Source organism: Mesorhizobium muleiense (assembly GCF_900099905.1).
Lineage (GTDB): Bacteria > Pseudomonadota > Alphaproteobacteria > Rhizobiales > Rhizobiaceae > Mesorhizobium > Mesorhizobium muleiense.
Genome location: NZ_FNEE01000044.1, coordinates 1 through 14,250, shown reverse-complemented (window position 1 = coordinate 14,250; position 14,250 = coordinate 1). Strand labels below are relative to the sequence as shown.

The 14,250-nt window shown below is 60.2% G+C and carries 22 protein-coding genes and 1 pseudogene; 11 read left to right on the top strand and 12 right to left on the bottom strand.

All coding sequences use genetic code 11. The features are described from left to right. From BLT09_RS33010 to BLT09_RS32995, 4 genes are all read right to left on the bottom strand, one after another. Positions 1 to 183: beta-ketoacyl synthase N-terminal-like domain-containing protein (locus BLT09_RS33010; RefSeq protein ID WP_275955146.1), on the bottom strand; the 183-nt coding region annotated here is incomplete at its 3' end. Further along, positions 184 to 465, bottom strand: a complete 282-nt coding sequence (locus BLT09_RS33005; RefSeq protein WP_029356603.1) for an acyl carrier protein — start codon at positions 463 to 465, stop codon at positions 184 to 186. It lies immediately after the preceding gene. A 109-nt stretch (positions 466 to 574) separates the two neighbouring features. Then, a complete protein-coding gene (locus tag BLT09_RS35975) occupies positions 575 to 808 on the bottom strand; it encodes a GNAT family protein (RefSeq protein WP_405023153.1) in 234 nt (77 codons plus the stop codon). A 507-nt stretch (positions 809 to 1,315) separates the two neighbouring features. Further along, on the bottom strand, positions 1,316 to 1,591 hold the full coding sequence (locus BLT09_RS32995; RefSeq protein ID WP_091600633.1) for a hypothetical protein: 276 nt from the start codon (positions 1,589 to 1,591) through the stop codon (positions 1,316 to 1,318). A 409-nt stretch (positions 1,592 to 2,000) separates the two neighbouring features. Between BLT09_RS32995 and BLT09_RS32990 the strand changes: the two genes are divergently transcribed. From BLT09_RS32990 to tnpB, 3 genes are read left to right on the top strand one after another with little or no spacing between them, the layout of a single operon-like run. After that, entirely contained in the window at positions 2,001 to 2,474 is a 474-nt protein-coding gene (locus tag BLT09_RS32990) for a transposase (RefSeq protein ID WP_091600632.1), read from the top strand. Positions 2,475 to 2,528: 54 nt separating this feature from the next. Then, positions 2,529 to 2,777, top strand: a complete 249-nt coding sequence (locus BLT09_RS35370; RefSeq protein ID WP_236473611.1) for a transposase — start codon at positions 2,529 to 2,531, stop codon at positions 2,775 to 2,777. After that, positions 2,774 to 2,929: an IS66 family insertion sequence element accessory protein TnpB gene (gene tnpB, locus BLT09_RS35625; RefSeq protein ID WP_084831567.1), complete on the top strand. Its 156-nt coding sequence runs from the start codon at positions 2,774 to 2,776 to the stop codon at positions 2,927 to 2,929. Before BLT09_RS35370 ends, tnpB begins: the two co-directional genes overlap by 4 nt. A gap of 46 nt (positions 2,930 to 2,975) precedes the next feature. Here tnpB and BLT09_RS35365 read toward each other — a convergent pair whose 3' ends face one another. Further along, positions 2,976 to 3,224 (bottom strand): tyrosine-type recombinase/integrase, encoded by a 249-nt coding sequence (locus BLT09_RS35365; protein WP_236372574.1) that lies wholly within the window; start codon positions 3,222 to 3,224, stop codon positions 2,976 to 2,978. Positions 3,225 to 3,388: 164 nt separating this feature from the next. On the opposite strand from BLT09_RS35365, the gene BLT09_RS35360 reads away from it, so the two are divergent. The 3 genes from BLT09_RS35360 to BLT09_RS32955 all read left to right on the top strand — a co-directional run bounded on the left by BLT09_RS35360 (position 3,389) and on the right by BLT09_RS32955 (position 5,532). Further along, positions 3,389 to 3,838 carry a hypothetical protein gene (locus BLT09_RS35360; protein ID WP_236473612.1) on the top strand — a complete coding sequence of 150 codons (450 nt, stop codon included), beginning with the start codon at positions 3,389 to 3,391 and terminating at the stop codon, positions 3,836 to 3,838. A 93-nt stretch (positions 3,839 to 3,931) separates the two neighbouring features. Next, complete coding sequence (locus tag BLT09_RS35620) at positions 3,932 to 4,060, top strand: hypothetical protein (protein WP_259980032.1); 129 nt, start codon at positions 3,932 to 3,934, stop codon at positions 4,058 to 4,060. A 1,055-nt stretch (positions 4,061 to 5,115) separates the two neighbouring features. Beyond that, the gene (locus tag BLT09_RS32955; RefSeq protein ID WP_063169404.1) at positions 5,116 to 5,532 is read left to right on the top strand and encodes a hypothetical protein; all 417 of its coding nucleotides are present in this window, start codon (positions 5,116 to 5,118) and stop codon (positions 5,530 to 5,532) included. Between the two features lie 250 nt (positions 5,533 to 5,782). On the opposite strand, the gene BLT09_RS35765 is transcribed toward BLT09_RS32955, so the two are convergent. From BLT09_RS35765 to BLT09_RS35335, 5 genes are all read right to left on the bottom strand, one after another. Then, the gene (locus BLT09_RS35765; RefSeq protein ID WP_244529185.1) at positions 5,783 to 6,565 is read right to left on the bottom strand and encodes a redoxin domain-containing protein; all 783 of its coding nucleotides are present in this window, start codon (positions 6,563 to 6,565) and stop codon (positions 5,783 to 5,785) included. Positions 6,566 to 6,605: 40 nt separating this feature from the next. Further along, positions 6,606 to 6,830 (bottom strand): DUF411 domain-containing protein, encoded by a 225-nt coding sequence (locus BLT09_RS35350; RefSeq protein WP_236372580.1) that lies wholly within the window; start codon positions 6,828 to 6,830, stop codon positions 6,606 to 6,608. Next, positions 6,827 to 7,369, bottom strand: coding sequence for a multicopper oxidase domain-containing protein (locus tag BLT09_RS35345; RefSeq protein ID WP_236473613.1), 543 nt, complete (start codon positions 7,367 to 7,369; stop codon positions 6,827 to 6,829). Before BLT09_RS35345 ends, BLT09_RS35350 begins: the two co-directional genes overlap by 4 nt. 9 nt (positions 7,370 to 7,378) lie before the next feature. Next, positions 7,379 to 7,675, bottom strand: coding sequence for a hypothetical protein (locus BLT09_RS35340; RefSeq protein ID WP_236473614.1), 297 nt, complete (start codon positions 7,673 to 7,675; stop codon positions 7,379 to 7,381). Between the two features lie 260 nt (positions 7,676 to 7,935). Next, entirely contained in the window at positions 7,936 to 8,223 is a 288-nt protein-coding gene (locus tag BLT09_RS35335; protein ID WP_236473615.1) for a multicopper oxidase domain-containing protein, read from the bottom strand. 482 nt (positions 8,224 to 8,705) lie between these two features. Here BLT09_RS35335 and BLT09_RS34550 point away from each other — a divergent pair, with 482 nt between their 5' ends. Continuing rightward, positions 8,706 to 8,894 carry a hypothetical protein gene (locus tag BLT09_RS34550; protein WP_158302651.1) on the top strand — a complete coding sequence of 63 codons (189 nt, stop codon included), beginning with the start codon at positions 8,706 to 8,708 and terminating at the stop codon, positions 8,892 to 8,894. A 152-nt stretch (positions 8,895 to 9,046) separates the two neighbouring features. Here the strand turns inward: BLT09_RS34550 and BLT09_RS32925 are convergent, their stop codons facing one another. Both BLT09_RS32925 and BLT09_RS32920 read right to left on the bottom strand, forming a co-directional pair. Continuing rightward, entirely contained in the window at positions 9,047 to 9,253 is a 207-nt protein-coding gene (locus tag BLT09_RS32925) for a hypothetical protein (RefSeq protein ID WP_091600627.1), read from the bottom strand. 880 nt (positions 9,254 to 10,133) lie between these two features. Next, positions 10,134 to 11,063 (bottom strand): TauD/TfdA dioxygenase family protein, encoded by a 930-nt coding sequence (locus BLT09_RS32920; RefSeq protein ID WP_091600626.1) that lies wholly within the window; start codon positions 11,061 to 11,063, stop codon positions 10,134 to 10,136. Between the two features lie 611 nt (positions 11,064 to 11,674). On the opposite strand from BLT09_RS32920, the gene BLT09_RS32915 reads away from it, so the two are divergent. The 4 genes and pseudogenes from BLT09_RS32915 to BLT09_RS32900 form a co-directional block, all read left to right on the top strand. Beyond that, the gene (locus BLT09_RS32915; RefSeq protein ID WP_091600625.1) at positions 11,675 to 11,932 is read left to right on the top strand and encodes a hypothetical protein; all 258 of its coding nucleotides are present in this window, start codon (positions 11,675 to 11,677) and stop codon (positions 11,930 to 11,932) included. Positions 11,933 to 11,940: 8 nt separating this feature from the next. Then, positions 11,941 to 12,213 (top strand): annotated as a pseudogene (locus BLT09_RS32910) (pyridoxal-phosphate dependent enzyme); the annotation flags it as partial. A 281-nt stretch (positions 12,214 to 12,494) separates the two neighbouring features. Then, complete coding sequence (locus tag BLT09_RS32905; RefSeq protein ID WP_091600634.1) at positions 12,495 to 13,619, top strand: TlpA disulfide reductase family protein; 1,125 nt, start codon at positions 12,495 to 12,497, stop codon at positions 13,617 to 13,619. A 356-nt stretch (positions 13,620 to 13,975) separates the two neighbouring features. Beyond that, a partial coding sequence (locus BLT09_RS32900) for a hypothetical protein (RefSeq protein WP_139172723.1) occupies positions 13,976 to 14,250 on the top strand: 275 nt, incomplete at its 3' end.

The following is a 14,250-nucleotide window of genomic DNA, read 5'->3' as shown; positions in this document are numbered from 1 at the left end:
GATGTCGTGCTCGGGCAGCGCCTTGATCTCAGCGCCGGTCATGCCCTCCAGGTCATGAAGCTCGGAATTGGCGAGCGGGCCGATGGCGGAGCGGCCTTCGCGCATCTCTTTCCACATAGAGGCGGCGTCAGTGCCCAGTCCGCACAGGCCGCCCACTCCGGTGATAACGACGCGCCTGTCCATTCAAGCCTCCTTCGCAAGCAAGCCGCGGACGGCTTCCACGACGTCGCCGACATTCTTGAGATTGGACCAGGCATCGGCCGTGTTCATATCGATCTTGATGCCGTAGGCCTGTTCCACATCCCAGAGGACGTCCGCCAAACCCAGCGAATCGAACCCGAGCGCGTCCAGTTCCGTGGCGATTGTTATCTCGCCGACGAATGACGCAGGCATTCCCTCACCGCTCTCCGACTCGGCGCGTTTCTTGATCAGGGCAATGACGTCCGTTGCGAATTGATCGGCCATTCTGTTTCCTGTCTTTCTTTCCCGCGTTTCGACCTGGACGCGGCTCAGTTCCTGAGGCGCGCCGCGTCGCGAAAGCCATCACGCTTGTGCGACTGACAAAGCCCAATGCTCATAAAGCCGGATCAGGTCCGGCCGGTGTGTGGCGTAGGTGCAGTATGACGATGTGAGCCGCTACACCGTGCGCGTCGTAGCCGATTGCGCGGGCTTCCGGTCTCGCGCCGGCCCAACTGCGGCCGCTTTCGAATGGCTTTGCGTGGAAGGTTCCCAGTCTGTCCATAGGCTCGGAAGAAGTCGGACAGTTGACATGGCCGGTCAGTTGCAACTCCCTTTCCCAGCACTCCACTGCCCGGTAGAGCGCATGAAAGTTCTCCTTTCGGGCAGTTCTTAAGACGCTCGCCACGCCATGAGGCAGTGGGGCATCGGTGTGCGTCAGGTGCTTCTGCCCATGCAGGATTCCACAACATTGATGAAATCGTTTGTTTCGATGAAAGGCATCCACACTTTGGATAGTTGACCACGCGTTTCAAAGATCGTGAACTACATCTCGTCGTTGTGCTCGACGCACTTCCGACAAGTAACCTCACGGGCGCGGCATGCAGGATCCGAGCCCAGCCGGTCATGAGTGCGGCCTTGCCGGGTCGGGCGATAGGCAGTCATGCCCTTCCTGCGGGTCAAGCACTCCGAAAAAACATTTCCCCCATAAATGCTAGATCTTCCGCTGCCTTTTCGCGTCACAGGCCGTCAAACGTCCGGCCGTTCACAACAGTGATCCGGCAAGTGTTTGGCTGCGCGAGACGATGCTGCAGGGAGTCGTCCTGCATGGCACTTCGCTATGATGCTGCGGTGCCGTCTAACGGCGCCTCGTGTTTGAACACACTGAACGGCCACCGCGATCAAAATCGATGGTTCGAGGACCGTTGATCATCACCCCGCCAGCCTCGATCTTGTTTGCCGCCACGAGAGCGACACAGAGACTGCTGGTGAAGATGCCCGCCTGCCCGCTATGTTCGGGATGGTTGACCATCCCGGATGGACCCATCGAGGGTGTCAAGGCGAGCATGAGCACAGGCGCGAACAGTTCACGGGCAGGCGCGACGGTGGCCGCAAAGCAACGTCGCGCCAGCATGCGATCTCAGCAGGATCGGCACCATCCTGTCAGGGAGCAATGCGAGTGGCTGGCTTAGCCGCTGCGACGCTGCCCGGCATCGATGACGAGGACCTGGCGCCGTGCGAGGAGCAAGAGTAGACGGATAGTATGCGCGGGAGTGGCGACCGACCACCTTGTTTCTAAGGCAGACTGAAAGCGGCTCTTACCGGGCGGCTACGCTGTTTCAGAGACTGGGGCGTCGTGCACATCCAGCCGATACTCTTTGTTGCGGATTGCGAACCGATTGCATTGCCGCAGTTACTGGCATCATGTTAACGCGTCGGACGGCGACATTGGCGAGCACGGTTTTGTGGCCGCAGTTGACAAAGCCCATAAGTTCTAGATGCTGCGTGCTAGAATAGATGTTTGAAATCGCAGGGAGTTTCTGATGTCCAACCTTAAGGAAACTGAGGCAACCCAGGCAGCAGGCGAGGTGCCCGTGAAGGAACAGACACCCGATACAAAGGCGCCGAAGACGCGGAAGCGGACCGCGCAGCGCGCAGGTGCTATACGAACCAGAGCCGCCAGCTCGGCTCTTCAGGCGTCTTCATCTAAAGCGATCGCTTCGCCTACAGTCCGGGCAGCGCGGAGAAATTACTCTGAGAACGAGCGTGCCCAGAAGCTCGGCGAGATCGAGAAGCAGATCGGACGGGGAGAGAGTATCAAGGCAGCCGTTCAGAACGCTGGAATATCGGAACAGACGTACTATCACTGGAAAAGGGCTGCTGGGCAGACAACACAGAGCGATGAGCTCAAGGATCTTGTGAAGCTTGAAGAAGAGAACGCCCGTCTGAAGAAGCTCCTCGCTGACCGGCTCCGGAAAGAAAACGCCGAGCTCAGGAAAAAGCTCGGGCTTGCTTGAGCCCTTTGCCGCCATAGGCAAAAAGCCCGAGGGGCGGCTGACCTGAGCTCCAAGGTGACCTTCCTTTCTTCCTGTGACACAGCGAACAGCGTCGCGCCCAGCAGCCGATACTGGCGCAACGAGCTGTTTCGACCTGAGACCGGGCAGCCGGCAACTGAAGACGTTCTTGACGAACGCGCCCAGCCGCTCCCGCCGCCAGTGGTGATCGAGCTGGACGTCGCCGGCAAGGTGCGGCTGCGGATTCCACTGACCACGCCGCCAACACTGGCAGCGGCGATGGTGAAGGCGCGGGGCGTTTCATGATCCCGGTCCCGAGCCAGGTGCGGATCTGGTTGGCGGTGGGCCGGACCGATATGCGTCGCGGAATGCAGCGTCTCGCTCTGCAGGTTCAGGAGACATTGGGCCGGGATCCGCATTTATGCGTCGGGCGAGATTATGTGGCGGAGCCGCCCTGACCCCTTCGGACCGGCCAAACCCAGCTTGCCTCCGCCACATAAACATTCAGATGGAGTTCAGCAGTTGCAGAACGGAGTCATTTGGTCGGAAACGCACGCCGTGATCGCCGGTGACGCCCGCCTTCTCGAGTCCATTGCGCATCATCTCTACATCCGCTGTGGCATAGCGGTGGGTCGTGGCGACCCGTGCATGCCCGAGCCAGGCTTGGATCGTCAAAAGGTCCACGCCGGACTGGAGAAGCTTCATGGCGAGGGAGTGCCGGAAGATGTGCGGCGATATGGGCTTGTCGGCCAAAGCCGGTCTGGTAGGCCCGGCGCTCGTTGCGGGCGCCGAGGAATATCGGTCGCGGCTCGTGATGGGCGATCCCGCGCTCGCTCAACAAGGATGTCAGCGCCCGCAGCCGGGTCCTTAGCAATGGGGACGACGCGGTCTCTACGCCCTTTGCCGCGCAGCAGCACTTGTGGGTGCGGCCGCTCCAACTGAAGGTCGTTTGCGTTGACGCCGGTGGCTTCGGAGGCCGGGCGCCGGTTCGTGCCAAGAAAGAGCAGAAAGGCTCGGTCGCGCCGACCACGGGGCGTCTTTGGATCTGGCGCCGCGATGAGGGTGTCCACTTCGGCCGTGGTGAGGTGGTACGTCACGTCAATGTGCGTCCGTTTAATGGGAATCGTCAGCACGCGTTGGGCGACGCCGAAGGATGCCGGGTCGGCGGCAGCGACGTGGCGGAAGAAAGATCGGATCGCGGCCAAGCGGGCGTTGCGCGTGGTGACGGAATTGTTCCGCTTCTCCTCGAGTTCGTCGAGAAAAGCGAGAACGAGATCTCGATCAGCTCTTCGAGCGCCAACGCCCCCGGCTTCTTCCGCAATCGGGCGGCGGCAAAGAGGATCAGCATGCGCAAGGCATCGCGGTAGCTGGCCACGGTCGCGGGAGTCGCATTGCGCTGCTTCGTCAGGCGCCGGCGGAAATAGGACTCCAGGAGCGGCGCTAGGAGTAGGTGTTAACTCATGCTGCTCCTTGAGCGCGCCGCCATCGAGTGCCACCTCGGCTTGATCAATCAGATCAACGAGGCGTTGACGGTGGTCGAGGCGGATATCGCGGTGGTGCCCACTAGGATCCGACAATCCGTCGCCTGATGACGTTGCCTCCGTCACCGTGGGTGCGAACGTTGCCGCGGCAATCGGCAACATTCGGCGCTTCAGCGATCCACAGAGGCTTGTCGCCTACCTTGGCTTCTTCCGAGCGTGCGGCAGTCGGTGAGGGACCGGCCTATCATGGCCGCATCACGAAGCACGTCTCCTGAATCGAAACCTCTATCCGATCGACGAACGCCTCAAGTCTCGCAGGCGAGCAAGGCCGGGCGGGTCCGGGCGGGTCCAGATGTAGTAGGTATCCTAATCATCGCCGAGCGTGTTTAGCTTGGGTCGCGCAGAAAGGTGGATGGCGTGAGCGCGCTGAGATGGATCGCCATTTGGACTAAACGACGGGACGGCTGACTGGTATGCGCGTTCAATTGATCTGGCGCCTTAAATGCAGGAAGGCTTCGCGGCCGGTACGAGGCGCATCCCTCCTCCGAAGCAGCACGCCCAAGTATCATCACAAGCCCCGAGCGCTCGCGTTCGGCGATGTCCAATTTCCGACAATGTCGGAATACAGTCAGATCTGCTGGATTGACTTTAAATGGTTTTCTCATTTGGCACAGCGCATGCTGGTTATCCGCAAACACGTGACCGACCAACAAGAAGTCGCATGATCACCTCACCAAAACATACAGCCGCGGAACAATCACTTGGCCCGAACTTGCTTATCGCCCTCCCCGTCACCACAACCGGAGCCATCCATGTCTGACGGGCTGCCCAGGATACCTACTGCGACCGCGCTTGCCCGGTGACGACCGCTCCGGCTCCGCCCGTTACCGACGAGGCAAAGTGACGGATTTCCTGCTTTTCAACGACATGGAGGTGGTTGTCATTCCCGCTGGGGGACAGACTCGGCCTGTTCAAGGCATTGCGCGAAGGCGGCAAGATGACGGCCACCCGTGCGCGAACTCAAGGAGCGCAGCCTGTATCGTGTATCAGGCAAATAGGCCGTGGGTCAGTGACCTTGACACAGGGGACATGCGCAAGGTCCTGAAGTTTGATGTAGCGATAGAAGGGTGCCAATGACAACAATAGCTTACAGGAACGGAACCATGGCTGGCGACGGCCGAGCCTTGGGTTTTGACTCAGTATCCGTCGGTGAGAAAACGAAGGTGTTTCGCTTATGCGACGGCACACTCATCGGCGTTTCCTCTTCGTCCTTGGGTATTCCAAAGGCCGTTCGAGACTGGGTTGAGAAGGGCATGGATGTTTCTGATATTCCTGTGCCGCGCAACGACGACAATTTTGAATTTGAGGCGCTGATAGTGCGCAAAAATGGGGAAGCCGTATTGTTGGACGGCAATTGGCTGCCAAGTGATCCCGTGAAAGGTGAATATTATGCCATCGGGAGCGGCAAGCAGTATGCTTTGGCCGCGCTGGTTTTGGGCAAGTCAGCTAAGGAAAGCGTCGAAGTTGCCGCGAAACTCGACGTTTGGACTGGTGGCACAGTCACTGCCATAACTCACTAAACCCGCCTTTCGGCGGGAGTGTGACAGTGCGAGCGTGGAAGTAGGGCGCCACCCCGGGGCACGTCGAGCCCTGTCATCTGCTTGCGTTGTTGGACATGTGAGCTGGTCCATAAGCGCGCGAAAGCGTCCAGTTGTGGCCAAAAGCACGATTTGCGACAGAACCGGCCCGCTTCTATGAGTATGGGCCGCTTTTTGCGGCCAGCGTGCTTGCCATCCTGCCGCCAGTGGCCGTCGCCTTCTTCTTCCAAGGTTACCTCGTCATGAAGTAGAGCACCACGATCTTGTCGGAGAAATCGGAAAGGCGGACGGCCCTTCCGTCCGCGTCGGCCAGTTCGAAAGGCGGCGCGGCCTGCTCGTCGATCGCCTGGAAGAACCTCTCCGCGCTGTCCCTCATCTTGTCGAGATCGGCGCCCGGATGGTGGGCCAGCGCGGAGGTCGCGAGGATCAGCGCCAGAAATTGAATCGCAAGCGACGGTTTCGCTTTCATGGACAATGCATTCCGGTTGGGGGCGTTCGAGGGCTCCGCGGCTAGGATTGGTCTCACTGTGTCTGCTCCCGCTCCCGGCGGCTCATCTGCCTGATAGGCGCGTTCCCGCTCGGGCCATGTGCTTTTGATGAAGGCCAGAACGGCCCGGATCTCCTCGTCGGTGAGGACATTCCCGAAGCCCGGCATGTCGCTCTGGTAGCCGCCGCCGACGACCGCGGCCGGTCCCGGCGCCGGCATGCGTCCCGAAGGCAGCGGGCTTTCCAATCGCGCTGACCTTCGCCTGGCTAAAACCGTCTTGCCTAGCGCTATCGCCGCGGCCGGGGCGCCGCCACCGGCCATCCGGTTGGCGAGCCAAGGCAATGTCCAGACCAATCCGAGGCCTGCCGCGGCCACGCATCGATAAGAGGACCGACGCCCTTCTCCTTTGCCGCCGCTGGAGAACAGGTACTTGATCAGCGCGGCCGTCCCGAGGACGAGCACGACGACGACAAGCAGCCACACCAGGCCCATGCCGAACATCATCATGCCGCTCATGCATTCCATCATCGAAGCCTCCTATTCCGTGGCGTAGACGCCGCCGGTCCCGTCAGACTTCCGGATTTCGAGAATCTCGAAGGGCGCTTCCTTCGTGCCACTCATGCCGGGGGAGCCCATCGGCATGCCGGGCAGCGTCATGCCCTTTGATGTCGGGCCGCTCGGTCAAGAGCTTGTTGACCGTGCCGACCGGCACATGGCCGCTCACCACATAGCCGTCGATGAACGAGAGAAGGCAGCCATCGGCTTCCGGCGGAATGCCCTCTTCGCGGCTCATGGCGAAAAGGTCGTGCGTCGGCCTTGACGGTGACAGCGAAGCCGTTTCCTGCAAATAGCCGGCATAACCTTCGCAGCAGCCGCATTGCGGGTTCTTGTAGAGCGTGACGTCCTTTCGCCGGCGAACGCCGGAGCGGCGCCTGACAGGATCGAGGCGAGGACAAGAGCTATCAGGGTATTGGACATTTTTGCTTCTCCTTCGGCTTGTGGACTGGTCAGGCGACCGGCCGCCTGGTGTTCGAGAACGTGGCAGTGGAACATCCAATTGCCGGGATTGTCGGCGACGAAGGCGATCTCGACCTTCTCGCGCGGCGAAACCAGCGCCGTGTCCTGCCATTCGCGACGTGGGGTGGGCTGGCCGTTGCGGGAAATCACCCGGAAGGAATGGCCGTGCAGATGGATCGGATCATGCCACGCGGTTGCGTTGGTCGTGGCGATGACGTGGCTCTTATTCCGCAAGAGCGTCAGCCCCGGCTTCATGTCGTGATTGGCCTCGTCGGCGGCGACGCCGTTGATGAACCAGGCGGTGCCGGAATTCATCGTCCTGCATCATGCGCCCGGACCCATGCTTTCACCCATGTCCTGCGCCACCATCTCGCCCATCATGCCGCCGGTGAAGACGACTTCGTTGCGGGACGCTGTATCGAGGTCCGGCTCCGGCAGCGGAATGGTCGGCAGGGTCAGCGGCCAATCAGGCACACGTGCCCTAAGCGGAGTGTCGGAATAAACAAGATCGACGAGCTCATATTCCAGCCCCTCGTAGAACTGGTCGAAGATCGAAAGCCGGCTGCCCGGCTTGCCCGTCATGTCGAGGATCAGATCGGTGCGCATTGCGGGACCCAGCACCACCCGCCTCCGGCGCGTGTGGCGTCACCGGCTGGCCGTCGAGCGCGATGACGGCCGGCCTGAAAACCCGTGAAGTCGGGACTGAAGATGCGTGCATTGGCGGCGTTGATCAGCCGCAGCCGGATGCGCTCGCCCTTTCTGACCGCAAAGGTATCCGGCACGCGGCCATTGATGGTAACCGTGTTGCCGACGCGGCCATTGTGGTGAATGTCGTGCCGGTTGCCGAAATCCTCGCTGATTGCGCCAGATTTCGTCAGCCCTCAGTCACCGAGCATCCAGGTCACCTCGCGATCGGCCCGCACCGCCTTCGGTTCCTCGATGATCAGCGGACCATAAAGTCCGCGCCCGACCTGTTCGAAGCTCCGCTGGTGCGGGTGATACCAGCAGATGCCGACGTCGACGGCGTCGAACTCGTAGACGAAGCGCTCGCCCGCTCCAATCGGCTTCTGCGTGAGGTGAGGCACGCCATCCATGGCATGTGGCACACGCACGCGATGCCAGTGCACGGTCGTTTTCTCGGCAAGGCCGTTCTCTACCTCGACCCGCACGCGCTCGCCCTGACGGACCCGGATTTCCGGGCCTGGAACGGGCCTTCGGCGCGCAATCGAGCCCGGTTCACCCGGCCCAATGGCGTCCACTTTGGGGGCGCATGCACTGCAGACCCGCTGGACCTGATCCGGGAGAGAATGGGCGCGGCGATTGGAATAGCTATGAAAGCGCATCGGACCGTGGAACTGCGCGCGCAGACTTTCGGAGGAAGGCTCGCTTTTAAGCGTTATCGTGCAACTCTGACCGTTCTTCGCCTTGGCGGGTGCCGCGGAAGAATCCCGGGTTCTGCGAGCGCTCCGAGAACACCTGCGGTCGATCCTGTACCACAATTTCGCGAAGCTCGATGCTCTCTACAAACGATGTCTTGGATTCTCACGCCCTTATTTCAGCACTTCGCTCGCTTGCCCGACTCGGCCGCGGTCAGCCTTCACCGCCAATTTTATTGGCGCAGCGACGTTCCTATCGGGTCAGGCGAGGCTTCTTGAACCTGCCGCTCTCTCGTTGCCCTGGCACGATTAATCGTCCTCTCAGTCTCGTCATTGGCGGAGTCGCTCCTGAGGCGCGCGCCGGCGAGTTCGAGGAGCGCGTGGCTATCTCCTCGGTCCAGCCGGATTCCGCTGCGCGCTCAGCCAATTCCTGGAAGGCCGATTCCAAGGCGAGCTGGCATTGAAGGCCGCGGTCCGGATGGTCGACTGGGCAGCTTGGTTCCACGATCGCAATGCTTGATCGCTTCATTGCAGGCCATGGGCTCTCGCCCTCTCCTTTTGCCACACGAGGCGCCAGCTCACGTGTTGTTGTTGGCGTGCGCCCCGGCAACCGCTTTCACCAGCCGCTCCGGCGATCCCGCGCGCTCCAGCTCCGCAAAGAATGATGCGGCGTGACGCTACCCAGCCGGTGCTTCTCGGCCAATTTGCACACATAGGGATAGTCGACCATGAAATCGGATCGAGGCGAGGCGTTGGACGTTTCAGTCTTGGTCTGAATGCCGCCGCCCACGAGCCGATCGGCCTTCTCGATGATTTGGCGCACCCTCGTTGTCGACAAGCCATGTTCCTGAGCCAGGTCGGCGAAACTCTTGCCCTTCAGAAAGCCGTCGACCAGGGCTATGTTCCTATCGACGGTCGGCTAAATCCCAGCAGGCGCGCAGTTTTCCAGCATCATTCCGTTTGTTCATCCGCTTGTCCGCGCCCCCTGCAAATCCTACCGGGCCAAATCGGTGCTTGGAAGACCCACTCATGTCATGGCCTCGGGAAAGTACCAGGCCGACGGTCATGTGAATACGAAAGATGCTGGCGATCACCATGATCGTTGGTGACCGCTGACCTCCCGAATGTCGGCTTCGACGGCACACCGGGAGCTCTCGGCAATGTTGAATAATTCCGTTTGAAGATGGTTGACTTCGTCGTCGAGGCTCGATCCATCAGGATCGGTATCGACGATTCTATATTTGAGGAACCCAAATTCGTTTGACTCGCGCAATTCGCTGTACGGCGTATCATCGCAAGCGCGGGATTGCGACATCCTGCGAAGTGCCCACGTTGCTGGAATCGATTTTGCGGAAGTAAAAAGGCCCCGGCGCTGGGTCGGCGCGCAGGGCCTTCAGGCATGTACGAGCTACCAGCATGTCCAGTTATGATCGTGCGCTATCATAATGAACAAACGGTGAATGATCGCTATCCGAGGTGCAGGGCGGGCGAGATGGTGGGGCGGTGGGGGACCTGTACCGCTGCAGCGGGGCCACGAGCAGCGACTCGAGCCATGCGCCACGCTGCAGGACCTCGATTTCGGGCCAAGCCTCGAGCCCGCAACTCGCCTTGCTTCTCGGAAATCATAAGGCTTTGTGGGGCGGTTAAGCAGCGCGATATGGCCGCGGCGATACGAAGTTTTCATCTTTACCCTGTTCAGACGGTCAGGCTGCCTTCGCCGCCGGCTTGGCTGCCTTGACACGGGTTATACTGCGGCGACCGTCGACGCCGATCGGAACGTCACCGTCAACCGTAGCGCGACGCACAACCCGGTGCTGGTCGCCATAGTCGTTGACCGCATAATGCTGGGTAGCACGGTTGTCCCAGATAGCGACGTCGCTTACTTGCCAGCGCCACCGCACGGTATTTTCCGGGGCAGTGACGTAGGACTGGAACACCTCGTAGAGTTTGGCGGAATCGCTCTTGGAAAGGCCGACGAGGCGCTGCACGAAATTGCCGAGCAGCAGCGACTTCTCCCCGGTTTCGGGATGGACGCGCACGACCGGATGCTCGGTCTCGTAGATCGTCGATGTGAAGACTTCCTCGAAGTGCCTCTTCTCTTCGGCTGTGGCGCGCGGGCGCACGGCTGCGTAGTCGTAGGCATTGCTATGAATAGCCCACAGATTGTCCGCCAATATTTTGAGCGGCGCCGGCAGATTCTCGTACGCGGCGTGCGTGTTGGACCAGATCGTGTCGCCCCCCGCCGCCGGAATGACGACGCCACGTAGGACCGAGAATTTCGGATAGGCATCGACGAAAGTCACATCGGTATGCCACTGGTCTGCCCTGCCACCGCCACGGCCGGAATCGAGATTGAGGATTGAGGCCGTGCCGGCTGCCGGCCCCTGCGTGGGATGAGGTACAAGGTTACCCAGACGCCGCGCGAACAATTCCTGCTCCGCATCGTCGAGGTGCTCCTGGCCGCGGAAGAAGATCACCTTGTGTTTTAGAAGAAGCTGGTTGATGGCTGCTATCGCTGCGTCCGAAAGGTCTCCGCCAAGGCGAACGCCTCTGATTTCAGCTCCGACACGGCTGGTCAGCGGTACAACGTCGGAGTCAAGAATGGTCCGGTTGACAAGGACTGGATTGCTCATGGGTTCTCCTGTTTGATCTTGAAAGGGATAGCAAGTCACATCCGGCCAGCGGATGTCCGCGCTGCGTTGAAAAGTCTCATCGCTAGTCGACAGAGCTATCGAACAGGATAATTGACGTAAACTATAGAAAGAATGTTCTAATTTAAACTGGCTCGACGAAAGAGCAGTCTCCGTTGCTCCGGTCTCGGTGTTGAGTTCTCTAAGGCTGCGCCACACCTTGGTCCCCACGCCGGCATATGATCTCATTGTGCAGCCCCGTGCTCGCACGCCCCGTACTGGCGAAACTAATTGCAAGCTGCTGCAACACGCCCCCCTGGCGGCCTGCACCGAAACGACGACAGGGGTGCATCTGATTAGCCGTGAACCCAGGTCTCAAAAACCATCCGGCGTGACGAGCGGACGCACCGCACGTGTGACACCCGCCTTGTGGGGCAGGGTTGCCTTTCTCAATCCCGGCGTTGGTCGACGTCCCAATGAGCAGCAAGCTATTATCGGCCGCCGAATCTTAGTGGCTTCGTCGAGAGCCTCAATCAACCAAGCGGCGAAAGCCTCGCTAGAGTCTCGCCCGCCTGTCGCTATGAAGCAGTTGCAGGCAGCGCTGCTTCAGGCGCATGAACTCGCCCGATGCAATGATTTCCGTTGCCCTGGGTCTTTCGAAGGGCACTGTTTCGATTCCCTTCTTCTTCGGCGCGCGGCTTGATGCCGACATACGGTTTCTTGACCTGCCGCCTGAACGGCTGCCGAAGCGGGTGCCCCGCCAGCGACCCCGACAATCCACTGTTCCGCAACTGCTGAAGAGCCGACTGCGCTCGCATCCCGATGCTGCGCAACGGCACTATGCCGACATTCTGGAGACCGCAGCCGCATGAGCCTCGAGATGTTCCGCCGACCGTCGACAAAGGCGTCCTCTCGCCTGCGTCCGCCATTTGCGTCAGTGCTCGATCTGATTGGGGAGACGCCGGTCGTCGAACTGAAGAGCTTCGATACCGGCAGGTGTCGTCTCTTCGTCAAGCTCGAAAGCCAGAATCCCGGCGGATCGATCAAGGATCGCATTGCGTTGTCGATGATCGTTAATGCCGAACAGCGTGGCCAGCTCGCGCGGGGCGGTACAATCATCGAAGCGACCGCTGGCAACACAGGGCTCGGCCTGACCTTCTGGCGGCACGAAGCGCGTGATCGCGTGTCCAAAAGCTGACAGCGTCAGACAAATGTCAGGTTCATTACAACCAACATCTGGGCACTGTCGAGGTTTTTCGAAGCAATGGGCGCTAACTGCGCGCTGAGCGCGTTGGCATGGTTTTTGAGACTGAGTGACTGTGACTGCACTCAATGGGGCAAGACGAGCGATCCGCTCCTCCCTGAACCCGTGTGCCGTCTCTGAGAGGAAACCAGCTCGTGCAGAAACCTTTGGAAATAGCTTTGGACCGCAACGTGGTATTGCAGACGGAGTCCCCGGCTCCTTCGATTAAAGTCGAGAACTGGCTGCGTGGCGAGCCCCTCACCAGCTTTGAGCCCGGCAAAGTGTGCATAGTCGAATTTTGGGCAACTTGGTGCGGCCCATGTGTGGACGGGATGCCCCATCTGATCCAGCTGCAGGAGAAATACAAGGACAACGGCGTTGAGATCGTCGGAGTCGCGGCTTCTGAAGACGCTCCAACGGCCGACGAGGCCCGAAGCACGTTGGACGCTTGGTTGACCGAAAAATTCCCGAATCTGAACTATCGGATCGCATTCGACTCCACAGGCGAAATGGACAAGCTTTGGATGGAGCCCAGCTTTTCTTACGGGGTCCCGACCTCGTTCGTGGTCGACCGAGACGGCCACATCGCCTTTATCGGTCATCCGACGCAACTCGATGAGGTTTTGCCGAAGGTGCTTAACGGCAGCTGGCGCATCAGCGATCAGGCAAAATCCGCCGATACGGAGCGGATTGCGGAAGGCGAAACCATAGCGCGCGAACAAGCGCTGACCAAGCCCATATACGACAAACTTCGGCCGGCAATGGAGGCCGAGGATTGGAAGACGGCGCTCTCGGCGATTGAAGAAGGCCTCGCATTGATACCGGACAAACTCAACTTCCGCGTGAGTCATGTCAATCTGTTGCTTCACAGAATGCGCGACATGCAGGCCGGCTTGCCCGTAATGCGCCAATTCGTTCGCGACGCGATCGACAGAAAGTCCGAGGGATGGATGTATTGGGCGCTATACCAACTCTTCGCGCCGGGCTTTGATTATTCCGGCTTTCCGTCTGCTGAGCGCTTCGCGATGGGCGAAGAGCTGTCCAAACACATCGTGGCACTGCCGCAAGGCGGCGGCTCTAAGTTCCTGTCTTATCCGGTGGTCGCTCAGTACTATCATGAGAGCGGCAACAAAGATCGCGCCATCGAGTTGGTCGAGCAGACACTGAAAGCGCTGGAGGGTCCGGAGCCTATCTCGGACGACCTGAAACAGCACCTTCTACCCGAGTTGCTGCAGGCTCTGGCCAACTACAAGGGTGAGAAGGTTTGTTACGGCGCTCTCTGTGTGGCTCCGCAAGAGGATTCTCCCAAAAGGTGAAAGGGGCGGCCAAGGAGGAAACCAAAGAGGGGCGAATGGCTTACTGGCCAATTCGTCCATTTCCCTGACGTGGATGTACAAATAGGTCGGCCCAGGCGTCCAGCCCAGCCTCGCCGTTACCGCAAACACGTGACCGAGCAAGGAGAAGACGTGCCTGATCAACTCACCAAAACATACTGCCGCTAAGGGTCTCCCGGACCCGTCAAAGATGGCACTGGAGTAAGGCTGGCAACATGAAGAAGGTTACTCAGCCAGCTCGGCGCTGCCCACCGATCCACCTGCGCCCACAGGCGGGGAAGACGGGGGACGCAGCCGACCGCCTGTCTCTGCGCCAGGCAAGAACGGAGGACAGGACGATGACGGAAGTGACGCCATCTGCGACGAACGGCCCGGCCGCGCAGACGAAAGCGCCAGCCGTCAAAAATCCGTCCATCGCCACTGGCCTGACCAAGATCGGGCGGACCCCTACCGGGTTCGCCGCCCACGGCCTTTACGATCCGCGCAACGAGCACGATGCCTGCGGCGTCGGCTTCATCGTCAATATGAAGGGCGTCAAGTCGCATCAGATCGTCACGGACGGCCTGGCGGTGCTCGAAAATCTGACGCATCGCGGCGCCGTCGGCGCCGACCC

Bases quoted from the DNA above. Each gene is read 5' to 3' on its own strand.
- BLT09_RS33005 (WP_029356603.1), bottom strand. From the start codon at position 465: ATGGCCGATCAATTCGCAACGGACGTCATTGCCCTGATCAAGAAACGC.
- BLT09_RS32995 (WP_091600633.1), bottom strand. From the start codon at position 1,591: ATGCTGGCGCGACGTTGCTTTGCGGCCACCGTCGCGCCTGCCCGTGAA.
- BLT09_RS32990 (WP_091600632.1), top strand. From the start codon at position 2,001: ATGTCCAACCTTAAGGAAACTGAGGCAACCCAGGCAGCAGGCGAGGTG.
- tnpB (WP_084831567.1), top strand. From the start codon at position 2,774: ATGATCCCGGTCCCGAGCCAGGTGCGGATCTGGTTGGCGGTGGGCCGG.
- BLT09_RS35620 (WP_259980032.1), top strand. From the start codon at position 3,932: ATGCTGCTCCTTGAGCGCGCCGCCATCGAGTGCCACCTCGGCTTGATC.
- BLT09_RS32955 (WP_063169404.1), top strand. From the start codon at position 5,116: ATGGCTGGCGACGGCCGAGCCTTGGGTTTTGACTCAGTATCCGTCGGT.
- BLT09_RS35765 (WP_244529185.1), bottom strand. From the start codon at position 6,565: ATGATGGAATGCATGAGCGGCATGATGATGTTCGGCATGGGCCTGGTG.
- BLT09_RS35350 (WP_236372580.1), bottom strand. From the start codon at position 6,830: ATGAGCCGCGAAGAGGGCATTCCGCCGGAAGCCGATGGCTGCCTTCTC.
- BLT09_RS35345 (WP_236473613.1), bottom strand. From the start codon at position 7,369: ATGAATTCCGGCACCGCCTGGTTCATCAACGGCGTCGCCGCCGACGAG.
- BLT09_RS32920 (WP_091600626.1), bottom strand. From the start codon at position 11,063: ATGAGCAATCCAGTCCTTGTCAACCGGACCATTCTTGACTCCGACGTT.
- BLT09_RS32915 (WP_091600625.1), top strand. From the start codon at position 11,675: ATGAACTCGCCCGATGCAATGATTTCCGTTGCCCTGGGTCTTTCGAAG.